At 37.3% G+C, this 15,216-nt stretch carries 19 protein-coding genes; 5 read left to right on the top strand and 14 right to left on the bottom strand.

Going from position 1 to position 15,216, the window contains the following annotated elements:
* The first annotated feature begins 78 nt into the window (after positions 1 to 78).
* Positions 79 to 702 (top strand): RraA family protein, encoded by a 624-nt coding sequence (locus RCG25_RS13245; protein ID WP_308079284.1) that lies wholly within the window; start codon positions 79 to 81, stop codon positions 700 to 702.
* Positions 703 to 752: 50 nt separating this feature from the next.
* On the opposite strand, the gene RCG25_RS13250 is transcribed toward RCG25_RS13245, so the two are convergent.
* The 12 genes from RCG25_RS13250 to RCG25_RS13305 form a co-directional block, all read right to left on the bottom strand.
* Complete coding sequence (locus RCG25_RS13250; protein WP_308079285.1) at positions 753 to 1,358, bottom strand: hypothetical protein; 606 nt, start codon at positions 1,356 to 1,358, stop codon at positions 753 to 755.
* Between the two features lie 86 nt (positions 1,359 to 1,444).
* Positions 1,445 to 1,690: a hypothetical protein gene (locus RCG25_RS13255; protein ID WP_308079286.1), complete on the bottom strand. Its 246-nt coding sequence runs from the start codon at positions 1,688 to 1,690 to the stop codon at positions 1,445 to 1,447.
* Positions 1,691 to 1,838: 148 nt separating this feature from the next.
* Entirely contained in the window at positions 1,839 to 2,321 is a 483-nt protein-coding gene (locus tag RCG25_RS13260) for a hypothetical protein (protein ID WP_308079287.1), read from the bottom strand.
* 43 nt (positions 2,322 to 2,364) lie between these two features.
* Positions 2,365 to 2,802 carry a GNAT family N-acetyltransferase gene (locus tag RCG25_RS13265; RefSeq protein WP_308079288.1) on the bottom strand — a complete coding sequence of 146 codons (438 nt, stop codon included), beginning with the start codon at positions 2,800 to 2,802 and terminating at the stop codon, positions 2,365 to 2,367.
* A 307-nt stretch (positions 2,803 to 3,109) separates the two neighbouring features.
* Complete coding sequence (locus RCG25_RS13270) at positions 3,110 to 3,505, bottom strand: hypothetical protein (RefSeq protein WP_308079289.1); 396 nt, start codon at positions 3,503 to 3,505, stop codon at positions 3,110 to 3,112.
* Positions 3,506 to 3,609: 104 nt separating this feature from the next.
* On the bottom strand, positions 3,610 to 3,915 hold the full coding sequence (locus tag RCG25_RS13275; RefSeq protein ID WP_308079290.1) for a replicative helicase loader/inhibitor: 306 nt from the start codon (positions 3,913 to 3,915) through the stop codon (positions 3,610 to 3,612).
* 129 nt (positions 3,916 to 4,044) lie between these two features.
* Entirely contained in the window at positions 4,045 to 4,869 is an 825-nt protein-coding gene (locus tag RCG25_RS13280) for an alpha/beta fold hydrolase (protein WP_308079291.1), read from the bottom strand.
* Positions 4,870 to 4,893: 24 nt separating this feature from the next.
* The gene (locus RCG25_RS13285) at positions 4,894 to 5,409 is read right to left on the bottom strand and encodes a YcxB family protein (RefSeq protein WP_308079292.1); all 516 of its coding nucleotides are present in this window, start codon (positions 5,407 to 5,409) and stop codon (positions 4,894 to 4,896) included.
* Between the two features lie 175 nt (positions 5,410 to 5,584).
* Complete coding sequence (locus tag RCG25_RS13290; protein ID WP_308079293.1) at positions 5,585 to 6,163, bottom strand: CBO0543 family protein; 579 nt, start codon at positions 6,161 to 6,163, stop codon at positions 5,585 to 5,587.
* 152 nt (positions 6,164 to 6,315) lie between these two features.
* Complete coding sequence (locus RCG25_RS13295; protein ID WP_308079294.1) at positions 6,316 to 6,717, bottom strand: SET domain-containing protein; 402 nt, start codon at positions 6,715 to 6,717, stop codon at positions 6,316 to 6,318.
* 123 nt (positions 6,718 to 6,840) lie between these two features.
* Positions 6,841 to 7,377, bottom strand: coding sequence for a cysteine hydrolase family protein (locus RCG25_RS13300; RefSeq protein WP_308079295.1), 537 nt, complete (start codon positions 7,375 to 7,377; stop codon positions 6,841 to 6,843).
* A gap of 52 nt (positions 7,378 to 7,429) precedes the next feature.
* Positions 7,430 to 8,431, bottom strand: a complete 1,002-nt coding sequence (locus tag RCG25_RS13305) for an alcohol dehydrogenase catalytic domain-containing protein (RefSeq protein ID WP_308079297.1) — start codon at positions 8,429 to 8,431, stop codon at positions 7,430 to 7,432.
* Between the two features lie 172 nt (positions 8,432 to 8,603).
* On the opposite strand from RCG25_RS13305, the gene RCG25_RS13310 reads away from it, so the two are divergent.
* The 3 genes from RCG25_RS13310 to RCG25_RS13320 all read left to right on the top strand — a co-directional run bounded on the left by RCG25_RS13310 (position 8,604) and on the right by RCG25_RS13320 (position 11,375).
* Positions 8,604 to 9,500: an ArsR/SmtB family transcription factor gene (locus RCG25_RS13310; protein ID WP_308079298.1), complete on the top strand. Its 897-nt coding sequence runs from the start codon at positions 8,604 to 8,606 to the stop codon at positions 9,498 to 9,500.
* Between the two features lie 110 nt (positions 9,501 to 9,610).
* Positions 9,611 to 10,015, top strand: coding sequence for a hypothetical protein (locus RCG25_RS13315; RefSeq protein ID WP_308079299.1), 405 nt, complete (start codon positions 9,611 to 9,613; stop codon positions 10,013 to 10,015).
* A 469-nt stretch (positions 10,016 to 10,484) separates the two neighbouring features.
* A complete protein-coding gene (locus RCG25_RS13320; RefSeq protein ID WP_308079300.1) occupies positions 10,485 to 11,375 on the top strand; it encodes an alpha/beta hydrolase in 891 nt (296 codons plus the stop codon).
* 157 nt (positions 11,376 to 11,532) lie between these two features.
* On the opposite strand, the gene RCG25_RS13325 is transcribed toward RCG25_RS13320, so the two are convergent.
* Together RCG25_RS13325 and RCG25_RS13330 are read right to left on the bottom strand one after the other, a co-directional pair.
* Positions 11,533 to 12,663: an acyltransferase family protein gene (locus tag RCG25_RS13325; protein WP_308079301.1), complete on the bottom strand. Its 1,131-nt coding sequence runs from the start codon at positions 12,661 to 12,663 to the stop codon at positions 11,533 to 11,535.
* Positions 12,664 to 12,786: 123 nt separating this feature from the next.
* A complete protein-coding gene (locus RCG25_RS13330) occupies positions 12,787 to 13,776 on the bottom strand; it encodes a quinone oxidoreductase family protein (RefSeq protein ID WP_308079302.1) in 990 nt (329 codons plus the stop codon).
* A 303-nt stretch (positions 13,777 to 14,079) separates the two neighbouring features.
* Between RCG25_RS13330 and RCG25_RS13335 the strand changes: the two genes are divergently transcribed.
* Entirely contained in the window at positions 14,080 to 14,991 is a 912-nt protein-coding gene (locus tag RCG25_RS13335; RefSeq protein WP_308079303.1) for an EamA family transporter, read from the top strand.
* The last annotated feature ends 225 nt before the right edge of the window (positions 14,992 to 15,216 follow it).

Raw genomic sequence — 15,216 nt, forward strand, 5'->3', positions numbered from 1 at the left:
GACTTCATATTAAAAGTCCTCCTTTTTCTGTTTTAAGCTATAATTTATTATAGATGAATTGGAGAAAGGAGAATCAAAATGGATCAGATCACAACTAAATTTCGCAATATTCCCACTACATGTATTTCCGATGCGATGGACGGATTAAATAACCTGCATCCTTCCATCAAACCACTAAAGGAAGAATACAAGCTTGTAGGGAGAGCATTGACAGTCAAAATTCCTGTCGGAGATAATCTTGCAGTCCTAAAAGCCATATACGAAGCAAAACAAGGTGATGTTTTAGTCATTGATGCAAAAGGCGATCAATATCGAGCCATTGCTGGAGACTTTGTTGTTGGAATGGCTCAAACACTTGGTATTAGTGGATTTGTTGTTGACGGGGTTATTCGTGACATTGTCGGAATAAAAGAATTGAATATTCCTGTCTTTTGTAAGGGAACGACTGTTGCTGCAAGTGGCAAAGCCGGAGTTGGTGAAGTGAATGTTCCAATTTCCTGCGGAAGTACTGCTATCCTTCCCGGGGATTTAATTGTTGGGGATGCAGACGGTGTCGTAGTTATTCCACAAGCCAATGAGCAAGAGATATTAGTGAGATCACTCGAAAAATGGAGAAAAGACCAACAAAGAGAAGAACAAATTTCTGGAAATCCAGAAGCAATTCGGAAACATTTGGCTGAATTGATTGGTAAAGTAAAATAATTGGAGTCCCCCCTATATGAGATAAGGGGGGTTTTTATTTAGGATTCTGCTCATGAACCAAGATTAATTTGTACTCCATTTGGATCAATAAGTTCATTTTTATTAACAATAGATAGCTTTACTTCTTTCAACATCACAGGTTCTTCTATTGTATTTTGTATTTCAAGTACTTTTTTTCCAAAAAGCATCTCCAAGTCCTCCCCCAATCCCTCAATGGGCGTAGAGATGACCATTTTATCAATTTCTGCTTTCTTTCCATCTCCATCTACTGCATCCAAATGTGTTTGTAGTTCAATCAAAAATTGATACGGTGTGGTTATGAAGGTTCTTCTTTCTCCTAATTCCACTTTCCAGTTCAAAATGTTAGCATTTTCACATATTTTGCTTTTCTCTTCATTTGTCACGAGGAACCCGATATGATCAAACATTACACGTTTTCCAAAACCAAAGGTTATATTTACATTCCCTTTCTTCATTTCAATGATACGAAATATGATTCCTTGATCCCTGAATTCATCCCAGGATAAAGGAGGATTAAAGGTTTGAAAACCTCCTTTATATTTCCCTAACCGTTGATTTATCCGAAAACCCTGGTCATGATAAAAGTTCTCCATTTCCTCTAGATATGGTGTCCAAAAATGGTAATGAAAAAGCACGGTCCTCACCCCTTGCCGCAAAAAAATTATTTTCTATATATGTATTACTTTAACATATTAGAAAATAATTATTCTCTCTTATAAGATTACCTGTTTACTAAAGGACCTTCTTTTTTTCCCTTTGTATCCCACCACTCACGAACCTCAAATATACCAATTACTTCATTTTTCCCCTTTTCAAATACTTCTACATTTTCGTTAGTAGAATAAGAAAAAATATAATGGGTTGGTGTCTCATTTAAAACCCTGAAAGAACTAATTTCTCCATCCTGCATTTCAACCATATAGACTTTCCCACACTGAACCACATCCGTTGACGCTAAATTTTTCATTATAACATCACCTCATATATACTATATTTTCAATTTAACAGATTTATGGATACTAAAAGTGTAGGAATTTTGAATAATTAACGAATATGGACAGGGTTAAAATCATAGGGTTACTAAAAAAAAGGAAGCAGTCATTTTTCTGCTTCCTCTAGTTATTGCGCGAACTCTTTTTTATTAGATTATAACCGATTGAGATCATCACACTTATAATCATACCCAAGCAAAAAGTGATCCAATTAAAATAAAACGTATTGGTATATTGATTATACCAGCCAAAACGGTAGATTCTCGATTCTGGACTCTCTGGCCCTCCTCCAAGTAAGATAACCAAATTCTGAATATATCTAACTTCCAAGAAGATGAGTACAACAAATACAACTGCCATACACACAAGAAACGTAAGCCGATTTTTCACACTTACTCCGTTTATCGCTTTATAGACCCATCTGCTTAGATAATAAAGAAATATAAGGTATATTGGTACGGTTGGCATGGTAAACAGAATGGCAAAATTACCATTTCCGGAATATTGTGAGGGATTCATCGTACTCCCAGCGATTAAAGCAAAACCAATGAGACTTAAAACCATAAAAATAAAACAAATAATCATAAGTTTCTTTCTCTGGTTCATATTAGCCTCCCCACATACTTTACTATTCTATTTTATGCAGATCTTAAACCGTATAATAATAAAAATAATTCGTTTCCTTCACAAAACCTATTTTTTCATAAAGTCTTTGAGCGTTAATGTTTTCCTTGCCTGTTTCGAGTAATACTCCTTTTGCCCCAGATTCTTTTGTGAAATGAAGGGCTGTGTTGATTAGATTTTCCCCCACACCTTTGCCGCGTGCTTGTTTTTTTACATACAAATCATTGAGTACCCAAGAGCGCTTCATGCTGACAGATGAAAAAGACGGATAAAGCTGAACAAATCCAAGTGCCTCATTGTCTTCAAGAGCGACGAAGATAACCGACTCCTCATTAACTATTCTTTCTTTCAAAAACTCTTTCGCTGCAGTAAGGTCTGATGCTTGTTCGTAAAACACTCGATACAAATCAAATAGTTCGGTTACGACTTCTAGTTCATCTATTGTAGCCTTTTGAATTAACATTTTTATTTCCCCCTATATTTACCAGAATAGTTCTATATTAATTGTAATTATCAGAAAATGCTAGTCTACGAAATAGGGATTATCATTATTTTATTTCAGTTAACCATTTACACAAATTTGTAATTAATAAGAAAAAGCCCTGATTGAACAAGGCTTTTTCATTTTTGTTTAAGGGCATACTTAATTCTATATTTCTAAACAATTTAAGATAAGCATTTTATATTTTATTTATAGCCTAAAAAAACATCATTCATTGATTAATGGTGGTTCGTCACAAGCCTCCATATCAATCATTAACTGGAGAACTTCAAAAGCCGCTAAATCCTCCATGCCCGAAGTGACCTCCCCACCCCCCATACCATGGATGGCCGTGGTGTCCTCCCCAGCCGCCATGCCATGGATGACCGTGGTGTCCTCCCCAACCGCCATGCCAACCATGGCCAGGAAATCCTCCCATGCCCATGCCTCCCATGCCTGGAAATCCTCCCATGCCCATGCCGCCCATGCCTGGGAATCCTCCCATACTCATGCCACCCATGCCTGGAAATCCACCCATTGTTCCTGTTCCACCCATGCCTGGGAAACCACCCATTGTTCCTGCTCCACCCATGCCTGGGAATCCACCCATTGTTCCTGCTCCACCCATGCCTGGGAAACCACCCATTGTTCTCATTTCACCTGTAAATTGCGTAAGATCATTCATTAGAGCAACTCTCCTTTGTATAGGTTACAGTCTAGACTATGTTAAATTTTCAAAAAGGCATGGGCGGGTACCCTGTTTTTCTTAAACAAGGTCAACTCTAAAACCTATCTAATGGAATACTCACACATCCACGCTGAAAGAGAATCTTTCATGTTACCTCTAAAGGCCCTTTTTCCTGCAGCATAAGACAATGAAGGCATCAACATCTCTCCTGAAAAATCAATCAGATCCTCAACGCTAGGAGGATACGGGCTTTTTCTAATGTGGCTTCGAACTTTTCCCAATACTTTTTCACAGTCCAAATACGGACCTATCTTAAACCAAAAAAGAACCATTTCATCCTTTGTCACAAAGTTAGTGTAGACCGACTCAATCAATACTAATAAATTTAAAATCTCTGCCCTTGTCAATATTTAAGCTCCTTCCTTATCATACCGACAAAATGGTTTGTTTTATTAGTTTTGACTGAATTACCTTACAAAAAAACAAGATCAACCGGAATTTTTCTTCCGATTGACCTTTTCTCTAGCCTTTATTCATTATTTACTGAAAGAATTCGACCTAGTTAACCAATCTTTAATTAAACCCTGAACAATTTCACGTTTTTCGATATGTAACATATGACCCGCTTGATCTAATACAGCAAACGTAGCATGAGAAAATTTTTCAAAAAGATTAAAGTGATCTTTGTACCCACAGATTGAATCTTGTTTCCCTAAGATAAGGAGAGCGGGAAGTGAAACCATGTCAGCGTCCTGTAATGGTTCTTCCGAAAAGTAATAGCCTTTTTCTCGCCAATTTGACAGTAAAAAATTCCGATTAGCTAATAAGCGACCAGGTTGCATTTCTCGTAAAAAAATTTCAAGGTTTTCTTTATTTTGGATATTCATTAATGTTTCAAACGCTATTCTTATATCTGAATCCAATTCCATTAATGCATCAGTATCTTGATCCTGGATTACTTTTTTAGGGAGGATTCCTTTTTCTTTTAGATGGAGTGCTGTAGCCAATAAACAAATGCTTTTCACTAGGTTTCTCCTCTGGTGTAAGATTCCTTGCGCTAAATACCCACCATACGAAAAACCTATTAGAGAAAATTCTTGATTTGGAATAATCCGATCAATAAAATCTAAGATATTCAAAAGCATGTCGTCAGAAGATGCAAAATGATTATCAATCAAACTTTTACCGTGTGCAGGGATATCGATATATATCCTTTGAAACCCTTCAATATCATTAAAAATAGGCTCTAACCAAGGCACCATCGACCGGTGGTCAGTCCCCATCGAATGTAATATTAGAACCGGATAACCACTACCTGAAATTTCGTAATTAATACATCCCTTTGTAACCATGCATTTCATACTACTTCCCTGCCCCTCCCTATCTTATATAATTGAAACCTTCCCCTTAAGAAAATTCTCAACTTCCTCACTGTTATTTAAATCTCTTTTTGGAATAATATAAGCACTTACAGAACTGTTATATAAATAAAAGTACTGCTCGTCCTCTTTATAATCAGTGATGCCAGACCAGTTCACTTTTATTTGACCATTTGCAGATGATTCCACCAAACCTTCTTCATTCAATGTCAGTACATGTTCACCAAGTAAACCTACATTCTTACCTTCTTTGAACATTTTCTTCATTCTTCTTGTGACCGTGTTATAGAAGTACCATGGGTAAAAGATAATCCACAAGATACTCGTGATCAAAAAAACTATAAATAGCTCTAGAAATGGTATATTTCCAAATTCAGATAAAAGAAAAGCCATTAGGATAAAAAATACTGGCGTTAAAAATCGTTGTACATTTAATGATTGAATGGCAGATTTAGAATGTTTTAGATGGAACATATTAAAGTGCAAGAAATCCTCTTCTGTTAAATTGTAAGTAATCTCCATAAAAGTCTCCTTTTTCAATATAAATTACATCTTAATTCTAGCCTATTCCAGAGGAACTATAAACCAATTGTTGTAAGATCTAATAGGCGTGATTTAATTAAGCAAATAATTTTATTATAACGGAAACAGCAGCCTATCATAAAAGAGATACGCTGCTAATTGCTATTTTTCTAACCTATTTGAATATGGTAACCCCTACATAAACCCCAGCTAAAAAAATCGTACTAATGACAATCACATGCAGAACGATCCAGCCCCATTTACCGTATCGAAAAGCATCTGAGCTAATTGGTTTTCTATGCTTTGATGGTACAATTTTTCCGCCTAAAAGTTCAAAAAGTAAATAATATATCCACCATAAGGTATAGGAATCCCATAAATCCCATTCCGGTTCAAATTTAAAAATAATGGTTTGCTTTAGTATGACTTCTCCTAGCACTCCCAAATGTACAAGCGCCCAATAAAAGGGAATTTTCCAACTCCAGCTGTCAGGGCTAAATCGAACTCCAAACATGGTTAACAGGGGGAAGACTGTTGAAACTAGACCAAAAGGGGTTAAGAAACCCTTATGTAAAATGTTGTTTGGAAAACTGTAAAATCCAAGGTACGTAAAGGTATAGCAAAGCAGATTAGCCGCTAAAGCACTAATTAAGTAGAGAAGCCCATATCTCTTCCAGTCAATTCTAATAAAGTATAAGCATCCAATTGTAGCTATAGCTATGGTTGTCAACATCCCAATTGCTTCATGACTCAAACCATTCACCTATTTCCTGGTTTTCTATGAATGACTACTCCTGACAAATCCTTCCTTTACTATTCCCCTTTAGCATGAAAATATAATACCTGCTCATAAAAACAAAAGGATAGAAAGGGCGAATATAATCGCACACTTTCTATCCTCTTTAATTACTCATCTTGACTATCTGTTTTTTCCTCTTTATTAAACCAAAGCGGCTCATCATCATCCACATCGCCATTATAATTGATAAGAATTTCTTCTCCTGCTTTTATATCCCGATATGCATAAAAGTCAAAAGTATGATTTGGAAAGTTAATTTCATAAATGGCATTAGGCTGATAAGAATGATTAAACAGCATACCATATCCTAACAAAAGGGCAGTGTGGTTCTGTCCATACTCAAAAGCATAATCAGCTAGCAATGTTTTCTCGATATGTACATGCTCTCTGTTCGGATAAGGAATAACAGGTGCCTCATGAAACAATTCACCTTTTGCTATATCCTGTGTCGCAAATACCCCTCTATTTAATTCTCCATCACTAAGCTTCGACGTTTTTACTTCAATCATTTAATCACCTATCTGTCTTTCCGAGAAGATTTTAATACTACTTACATTAGATTGCCAGTAATTCGACAAGAATGCAAATTTTTTTTCTTATTGTGGTGCCTGACCCCAAATGTGCATCGTGTTTTATAAAAATACAATTTGTGCAGCGGGCGTAACTGTTATCTCATGATGGATTGTTTTTACGGTGCTTAAATGGTGGTTGTGATGCTTTATAACCATTTCTGCTGGTATAGCACCGTCTGCAGTTGTATGACCATCTGATACTAATGTGACATTGTACCCTAGGGTAACCGCTCTTCGGCATGTTGTGTCAACACAGTATTCCGTTCTTGCACCAACCACAATCAATTGAGAAACCCCTAGAGACGCTAATTCATCCTGTAGCGAAGTCTCGTGAAATGCATCCGTACTCATTTTATTTATTATCCGATCGGAGGAACGTGGAGAAATTCCGTCAACAAACCGCCAAAATGGTGTGCCTCTTTCCAAAAAACCTCCAGCCTGTTCTTCATGTTGTATATAGAAGATTGGTATCTTTTTTGCTTCTGCATTGGCAATTATATCCTTAACTGTTGCCATTGTTTCTTCTTTCATATATGTTCCATAAAGAGGTCCCACCTGCATGTCAATGACCAACAAAGCAGAATTCAAATCACTCATTAATCATCACTCCTATTTTAATAGATTGATATTCACAAATATTAAAAACTCATTATAAAGTAAAGACAATTTTTCCAAACTGATTTCCTTGTTTCATTTCAGAGAATCCCTCCTCAAAGGACTCTAATGGCAGGATGTTAGATACGACTGGCATCAATTTTGACTCTTCCACAAATCTGAAAGCATTTTTAAATTCGGTATATGAATGCATCGCTGATCCAAAAATTTGTAGCTGTTTCCCCATCACTGTATCAATATCAAAAAGGGGAAGATTTTCTCCGATAAAAGAAAATTGTACCAGTCTGCCACCCTTTTTTGCATAATGGATACTTGAAGTGAGGGTACGACTATTACTCGATACGATGACATCAAACCCTGTTGGAACGAGAGAAAGGGGATTTATCCCACCATCACGGTAGTTAAATCCAGCCGTTGCCCCCAGCTTTACGGCCTTTTCTAATTTCTCATCAGAGCTGGAAGTGACGAACACTTTCGCTCCTACTGATAAGGCTAGCTGCAAACTATACAACGCAACTCCTCCACCAATCCCTTCAATTAATATGGATTCACCTGCCTGAAGCTTTGCTTTAGAAAATAACGCTCTCCAAGCTGTACCAAATGCTAACGGGAGGGCTGCTGCTTCCGCAAAGGTTAAGTGGTTGGGTTTTCGTTCTAGATTGGCCGCCGGGACTTTTACATACTCGGCAAAAGTACCTCCCCAAACAGCCCCGCCTAATACACTTCCTGATTCACAAAAAGAATGTTCCCCTTTTAGGCAATACTCACATTGCAAGCATGAGATTTGAGAATTGATCACGACCTCGTTCCCTATTGACCATTGGGTCACCTGTTTGCCAACATCAATAATTTCACCAGCACCATCTGAACCATATATGAAACTCCTTTTATTTTTTGAGTTTGTTATATGAAGATCACGATGGTTTAGTGCAGCTGCTTTAACCTTAATGAGCACCTCATGATCTCCTATGACTGGAATAGGAACCTCCTGTATTTCTGGCATTACTTTTTCAGGATTAAAAACTACAGCTATCATACGATACACTCCACTCCTATTGAATATTGAATAATTAATCTTTATAATTCGTTTTATAAGGAACTTTAATTTAGTTCGTCAATAACCGAACTACAATTGGATTATATATCCATTTAAGTCTGTTTGTCATCTCTTTTCATAAAATTTTTTCAATGGAACGGAGTGTTGTCTCATGTATACGGTAGAAATTTCTTTTACTGAAGTGAATGAATTAATTTCAAGTTTACATACCTACCTTTGTAAGAGCTCACATAAACGCATTGATTTAGGTGTCGGCTGGGTGAAGATGGTTAAGCAGCAGCTTTCATCCAACTTTCAAACCGAATTAGAAGGTAAGGACGTTTGGATGCCTCTGCAATTGCTGGCTATTCAGCATAAAGAAATGGACACCCACTCGTTTTTAAAGTGGCTTGATGAAGCCAGTACAGGAGAATTATTTGAACGACTATCTCCCTGGATGAGTGCTGTCCCAAATGACCTTAATGAAAAAAGAAAAGAAATGGTTGACCTGTTGTCTGAGTGGGAAAATCAATATTTCAAAGACTTTAATTCGGAAATACTCGAGAGATTAAAGAGTGAATCTGAGAGCAGAAAGAAGGAAATCAATCGTTTTGACCCAATGGAATTTGGTATTCATGTAACAAACGGTGTTATTTTTATACCAGTAGAAGGCTTAAAAAGGATTATGTTTATTCCTCATTATCATTCACAACCAAGTAATTTGTTCCATTTCTTTGGGGAAACCTTACTTTGTCACTATTCACCTAATATTTACCCGTCTGCAATTGATGACCCCTCCATGGAATTAATGTTAGTGACTAAAGCATTATCTGATAAAAGCAGATTGAAGATCCTGAAATTTCTGGCTACTCATCCTGCTACTTTTATAGAAGTCTATCGACATATGGATTTAGCGAAAAGTACTGTCCATGATCATTTAATTAGTTTAAGAGCAGCCGGCTTAATCAATGTAGAAATTGCGGGAGAAACACTTGGAAAATACAGTTTTCGAAGGGAATGCACTTCAATCTTACTAGCCAATCTTGAAGGATATCTCTTAAAAACATAATTTGTTTTAGTTCATATCCTCCTCCCTCCAAATGAGAATTTTTTTCTGCAGTACTTATTTCGGCAGGATAATCATAATATAGAATATACGTTCGTAAGGAGGCGAGGAGATTGTTAAATAACAATGATTCCTTAATTACAGGTGAGATGTTAAACAAGTATTACGAGCTTAATAAAAAGAAAAAAGAAATTGAAATGGAAATGAGTATACTGAAGGATGCTTTCCAAGCATATTTTAATAATCTTGTAGGGTGCAACCATAAAGGGGAAATTACAATAAGTGGATTCAAACTACAAAGACAGATTCGTAAAACTGAAAAATATCATGAAGTGGACACCGTTAGAAGACTAGAAGAATTACAGATGCATGATCTCATCCAAGTGGTTAAGAAACCAGATGATAGTAAAATAAAATCAGCCTTTAATTTAGGGTTGTTAAGTCCACAGCAATTAGAGGGCTGCATCGTTACCAACTTCTCCCCTGCTATCTCGGTTAAACCATTGATCCCAAGGTGAGAACTTGAGTAAAATGGTAGACATAGAATCTATATGGGGTTCTTGTTTAAAACGGTCAAGTAGTTTTACTACGTGACCGTTTTTGTTTTTAAATAGTTATGTAGGTATCCCTACGTTATTGGTTTCATTTTTTTTGAATAGTTCCAGTCACGTGGAGCCTTCCTACGTTACCGGTTTGAGTTCCTTCCAACGGTTTCGGTCACGTAGAGGCTTCCTACGTTACCGATTTCAGTTTTTTCCAACGGTTTCGGTCACGTAGAACCTTCCTACGTTACCGGTTTCAGTTCCTTCCATTGGTTTCGGTCACGTAGAACCTTCCTACGTTACCGGTTTCAGTTTTTCTCAATTTTTTCGGTCACATAGAAGCTACATTCATAACGATAGTTGTTAAATTATGGAGGAAATCGGTCAATTACGGAGAATTACATATATGTATGCACTTACTCTCAAATTGAAAGGGGAAATTTTGATGGCCAGTCAAGAAAGTCTCTTAGTAAGGCAGTATTTACAGATGTCAAAGGCAAACCAATCACCTGAAGCAAATATTGAAACAGCTAGACAAGGATTAGAAGCTTTATCCGCTTTAACCCCTGTAGCACAAGATATTACCGTAGAAAAAGTAGAAATTGAAGGAATAGCAGCTGAATGGGTAACCGCACCAAATGCAGTAGAAGACCGTGTTTTCCTTTATCTTCATGGTGGTGCCTACATAATGGGTAGCTGTAATACACACCGATACTTAGCATCAAAGCTGTCTCGTTCCACTGCCGCACGAGTACTGGTACCAGAATATAGACTCGCTCCTGAACATCCTTTTCCAGCTGCAATTGAAGATGCCGTTAGTGTCTACCGATGGCTTCTCAACTCAGGTGTATCTTCAAAAAACATCGTCATTGGTGGTGATTCAGCAGGTGGCGGACTAACATTAGCCACCCTTTTATCGCTTAAGGATGCGGGCGACCCACTACCTGCCTTAGCTGTGCTATTATCCCCTTGGACAGACATGGAAGGCACCGGGGAATCCATGGTAACACGTGCAGAAGTGGACCCATGGTTATCACCAGATGCCACTCGTTTAACCCCAGCGTTGTATATTCGCGATCTAGATCCGCGTCATCCGCTTGTTTCACCTATATATGCTGATTTAACAGGGCTTCCTTCTCTGTTAGTCCACGTTGGAAATGATGAAATCTTGTTAAGTGATGCCGCCCGTCTAGTGGACCGCGCTCGAGCAGCGGGAGTAGAAGTTAGCTTTAAGGTTTGGGATGATATGTGGCATGTTTTTCAAACGTTCGCCATCCCTGAGGGACAACAGGCAATTGATGAAATTGGAGAGTTCATCACCAAACATTTCGAATAAATCTCTATCTAAAGTGAGCTTCGACTTCTAACAGGTTAACAAACTCTCGCAAACATATAAAATAAAACCAAAAATGACTATCAAATTCAAACAAATTTGATAGTCATTTTTTTGTTCAAAATTAATCTTTTAGGATGTTTTATGCTTTTCACACATTTTATGAACCAACATTTTTAACATCTGGGCTAGACTTTGGTTTCTTAACCCCTTTGATACCAAACAGAATACGTAATATATATACCTTGGAAATGATAAATTGATAAAGGAGCATGATGATAAAAAAAGCAACAACCATTAAAAAGATGAGTTTTACAGGAATGGACCATGCCTTATTAGCGATAAAAAATCCTATAGTAACAATAACCGGCTGATGGAGAACATAGAATGGCATAGATGCTTGTGAACTGTATGATAACCACTTATTAGAAAAAGATAAATGTCTTTCCGCAACAGCAAAAATGACAAGAATCCAAGTCCAACAATTCATTGCCTTAATGGAGGCAAACACCATTGTTGCTATAAACCCAGTTGAAGGCATACCTGAAATGAATCCATATACAAAAAAGATTGATGTACAAACTGAAATAACTAGATTAATAGGAAGCAGTTTTTTAATCACCTTTTTGAAAGATTCTTTGGTTAGAAAAAAATAACCAAATAAAAATAAGACCAAGTAGAAAGTAATGTCCCAACCTCCTAGACGAACAACATCCACGAATGTGGATACAATCATTAAAGGAATAGGCATCAGATATAATTGGTAGGATTTTAATTCTTTCATAATAGACGGTTTCTTTTTAAGAAAAAGTGGAACCGTTAAAATGCTAAATATCATAAGAATGAACAAATACCATAAATGCAGACCTACAAAAGCAAAATTCCCCGTCCCACCAATATCTAAATATACACCATCAAAATACTGCGGGAACCATGAAAAAAAGGATCCGGAAAACTGCCCATGACTCACGCGTTCCATATATACCTGTGGAGGCGATAGTATCATAACACCAAACAAAAGCGGTACTCCTAACCTAGCAAGTCGTTCCTTCACATATTCGTTCCCAGACCTTTTCTGGAGGGCATAATAGGAGCTCATCCCCGATACTGTGAAAAAAATCGGCATCAACCAGGAACTCATAAACAAGGAGACCGCTGTAATATAGGTTGGATCGGTCTCATTATTTTTTACATGCCAAGGCCAGGGATTAAAAAACATGAAACAGTGATAAATGAAAACGGCTAATGTTACGAGGACACGGATCCAATCGAGATCGTACTGTCTTTTCATATCTTTAAAAAATTCCCCCTAAAATATTAAATGGTATATCTAACTATAGTAATCATCATATACCATTTACCTAAATTATGGGTAAGTTATTTTTACAATAATATCCATAAATAAATATAATTTTTATGATAGAGAATCTCTTACATCTAATATGATTTTTCCAGTACTTAGTCTACTTTCCATTAGCTTGTGAGCAGTAATAGCAGCCTCCAAGGGATAGTGATGACCAACCTCCATATTTAATTTTCCATCACTAAATAATTTGAGTACTTCCTTGGCTGTAGACTGTAAGGTCTCAGGTCGTCTTTTTCTTGTTGTCCCTAAGCTAAAACCTAGCACCGACCGACAGCTAGAGTGTAGATCACTGGTTTTAAAGCTTCCAACTGCCCCACTTGAATTTCCAAATTGAACCAACCTTCCATATGGTGCAAGACAGGTTAGACTTTGCCCAGTTATCTCACCAGCAATGGAATCGAGGACAATATCTACGCCTTGATTATCTGTTAATTCATTTACTCTACTTGAAAAATCATCATTCTTATAGCAAATAACATGGTCTGCACCAGCCTTTAGTGCAATAGACACTTTATTTTCGTCACCTACCGTTCCGATAATATTACTTGCACCTAGCAGTTTTGCCATCTTAATAGCCGTAGTTCCCACTCCACCTGCAGCGGAATGAATGAGGATGGTTTCCCCCGGTTCGATCCGTGCAATATCTGCTAATAGTTTATAAGAAAGGAAAGAAACAGTAGGACAGGCAGCGGCAGTGGTAAAATCCATTGAATCGGGTATTTCATATGTAAGAATACCTTCCGCGACTACAAATTCTGCGTAAGACCCATTAGCTGGAAATGCTATGACTCTTTGCCCAGGTTGTAAATGATTTACTTCTGCTCCAACCTCCACAATCACACCCGACGTATCAAGTCCAGGAATAAAAGGGAAGTTCCCTTTTCCTTTATGACCATATCTCGCTTTCACATCAGCATAATTCACACTTGATTTCTCTACTCTAATTAACACCTGACTAGGATTTATTTTTGGTGTCTCAACCTCTACATATTGCATAACCTCTGGTGCCCCAAATTCATGAACGATAATTGCTTTCAATGGTATTCCCCCTTGTTGACTGATAGTTCTATTTTATGGTAAAAAATTCATAACGTATAGAATGAATCTCTTATCAATTTTCATAATAATTTCTTATACATATCTTTAATGGACATTGGTTAGCAAGAGTTATCAATTTGCTAGCAATCTGATAATGATATGATAGTGCAAGCCTTCTTATGCTCTATCAGTAAAAATTGTACCATCGCATATTATACCTATCTATTAGCAAATAACTTACATAATTACCGTAAACTTTGCTATATTTATAGATAATTAGTTTGTATCATTCGGAGTGATAAAATGAATTCGCGCGGTGTCATCTTGGCGTATCCAAGGGCAAAAGGGATGATATTAGTTATAATTGCAGCTACCCTTTGGGGCGTCTCCGGGACGGTTGCACAATACTTATTTCATCAACAAGGCTTCAGTACCAGTTGGCTTGTCGTAACTCGATTGATTTTTTCAGGAGTGGGGTTACTCTGGTTTTCTCAAACGGTTGGAAAGCAAAATATCTGGACAATTTGGAAAAACAAGCAAGATGTTAGTAAGCTTATCGTTTTTGGCATCTTCGGGATGTTTGGTGTTCAATTTACCTATTTTGCAGCTATAGAACATGCAAATGCAGCAACTGCCACTGTCTTGCAATACCTTGCACCTGTAATTATTGCTGGATATATAAGCATTCGTGGGAAAAAGCTACCTGCTAAACATGAAGGGATTGCGATAATTTTTGCTCTGTTGGGAACATTTCTTCTAGTTACTCAAGGAAATATACATTCACTTTCCATAACGGTTCCGGCTTTATTTTGGGGAATCTTGTCTGCTTTTTCACTTGCTTTCTATACACTTTATCCGAGAGATTTGTTATTAAGTTGGGGTTCATTAATTACGGTTGGATGGGGCATGACAGTCGGAGGAATTAGCTTTAGCTTTATTCATCCGCCATGGGTGTTTCAAGGAAACTGGAGCCTGCCTTCTTTTTTAGCCGTTATTTTTGTAGTCATTTTTGGCACGTTAATTGCCTTCTTCTGCTACATGGAAAGTATGAAATACATAAAGGCATCTGAGGCTAGTCTTTTAGCCTGTGTTGAACCATTATCAGCCGCCTTTTTAGCAGTTGCCTGGCTCCATGTTTCCTTTGGAGCAGCAGAATGGATTGGTTCAATATTAATTATCGCTACGATATTTATACTGTCAGCTGTAAAAAAATAAAGCTCTTTTCGTTAACTATGTTGCTTTATATATATAAGTAACTTTGGATAGATGCTTGGACCTTTCAAGGGCTTTGCTGTCCGAATCAGTGGTGGATTAGCCTCGCATTTGGACAGCTATTTGCTTCTTCACGCTTGGTCTGTCCGAATGAGCCTCGCATTCGGACAACTTTTTGCTTCTTCACACTTGGTCTGTCCGAATGAGACTCGTGTTCGGACAACTTTT

The organism is Neobacillus sp. PS2-9 (genome assembly GCF_030915525.1).
Classification (GTDB): domain Bacteria; phylum Bacillota; class Bacilli; order Bacillales; family Cytobacillaceae; genus Neobacillus.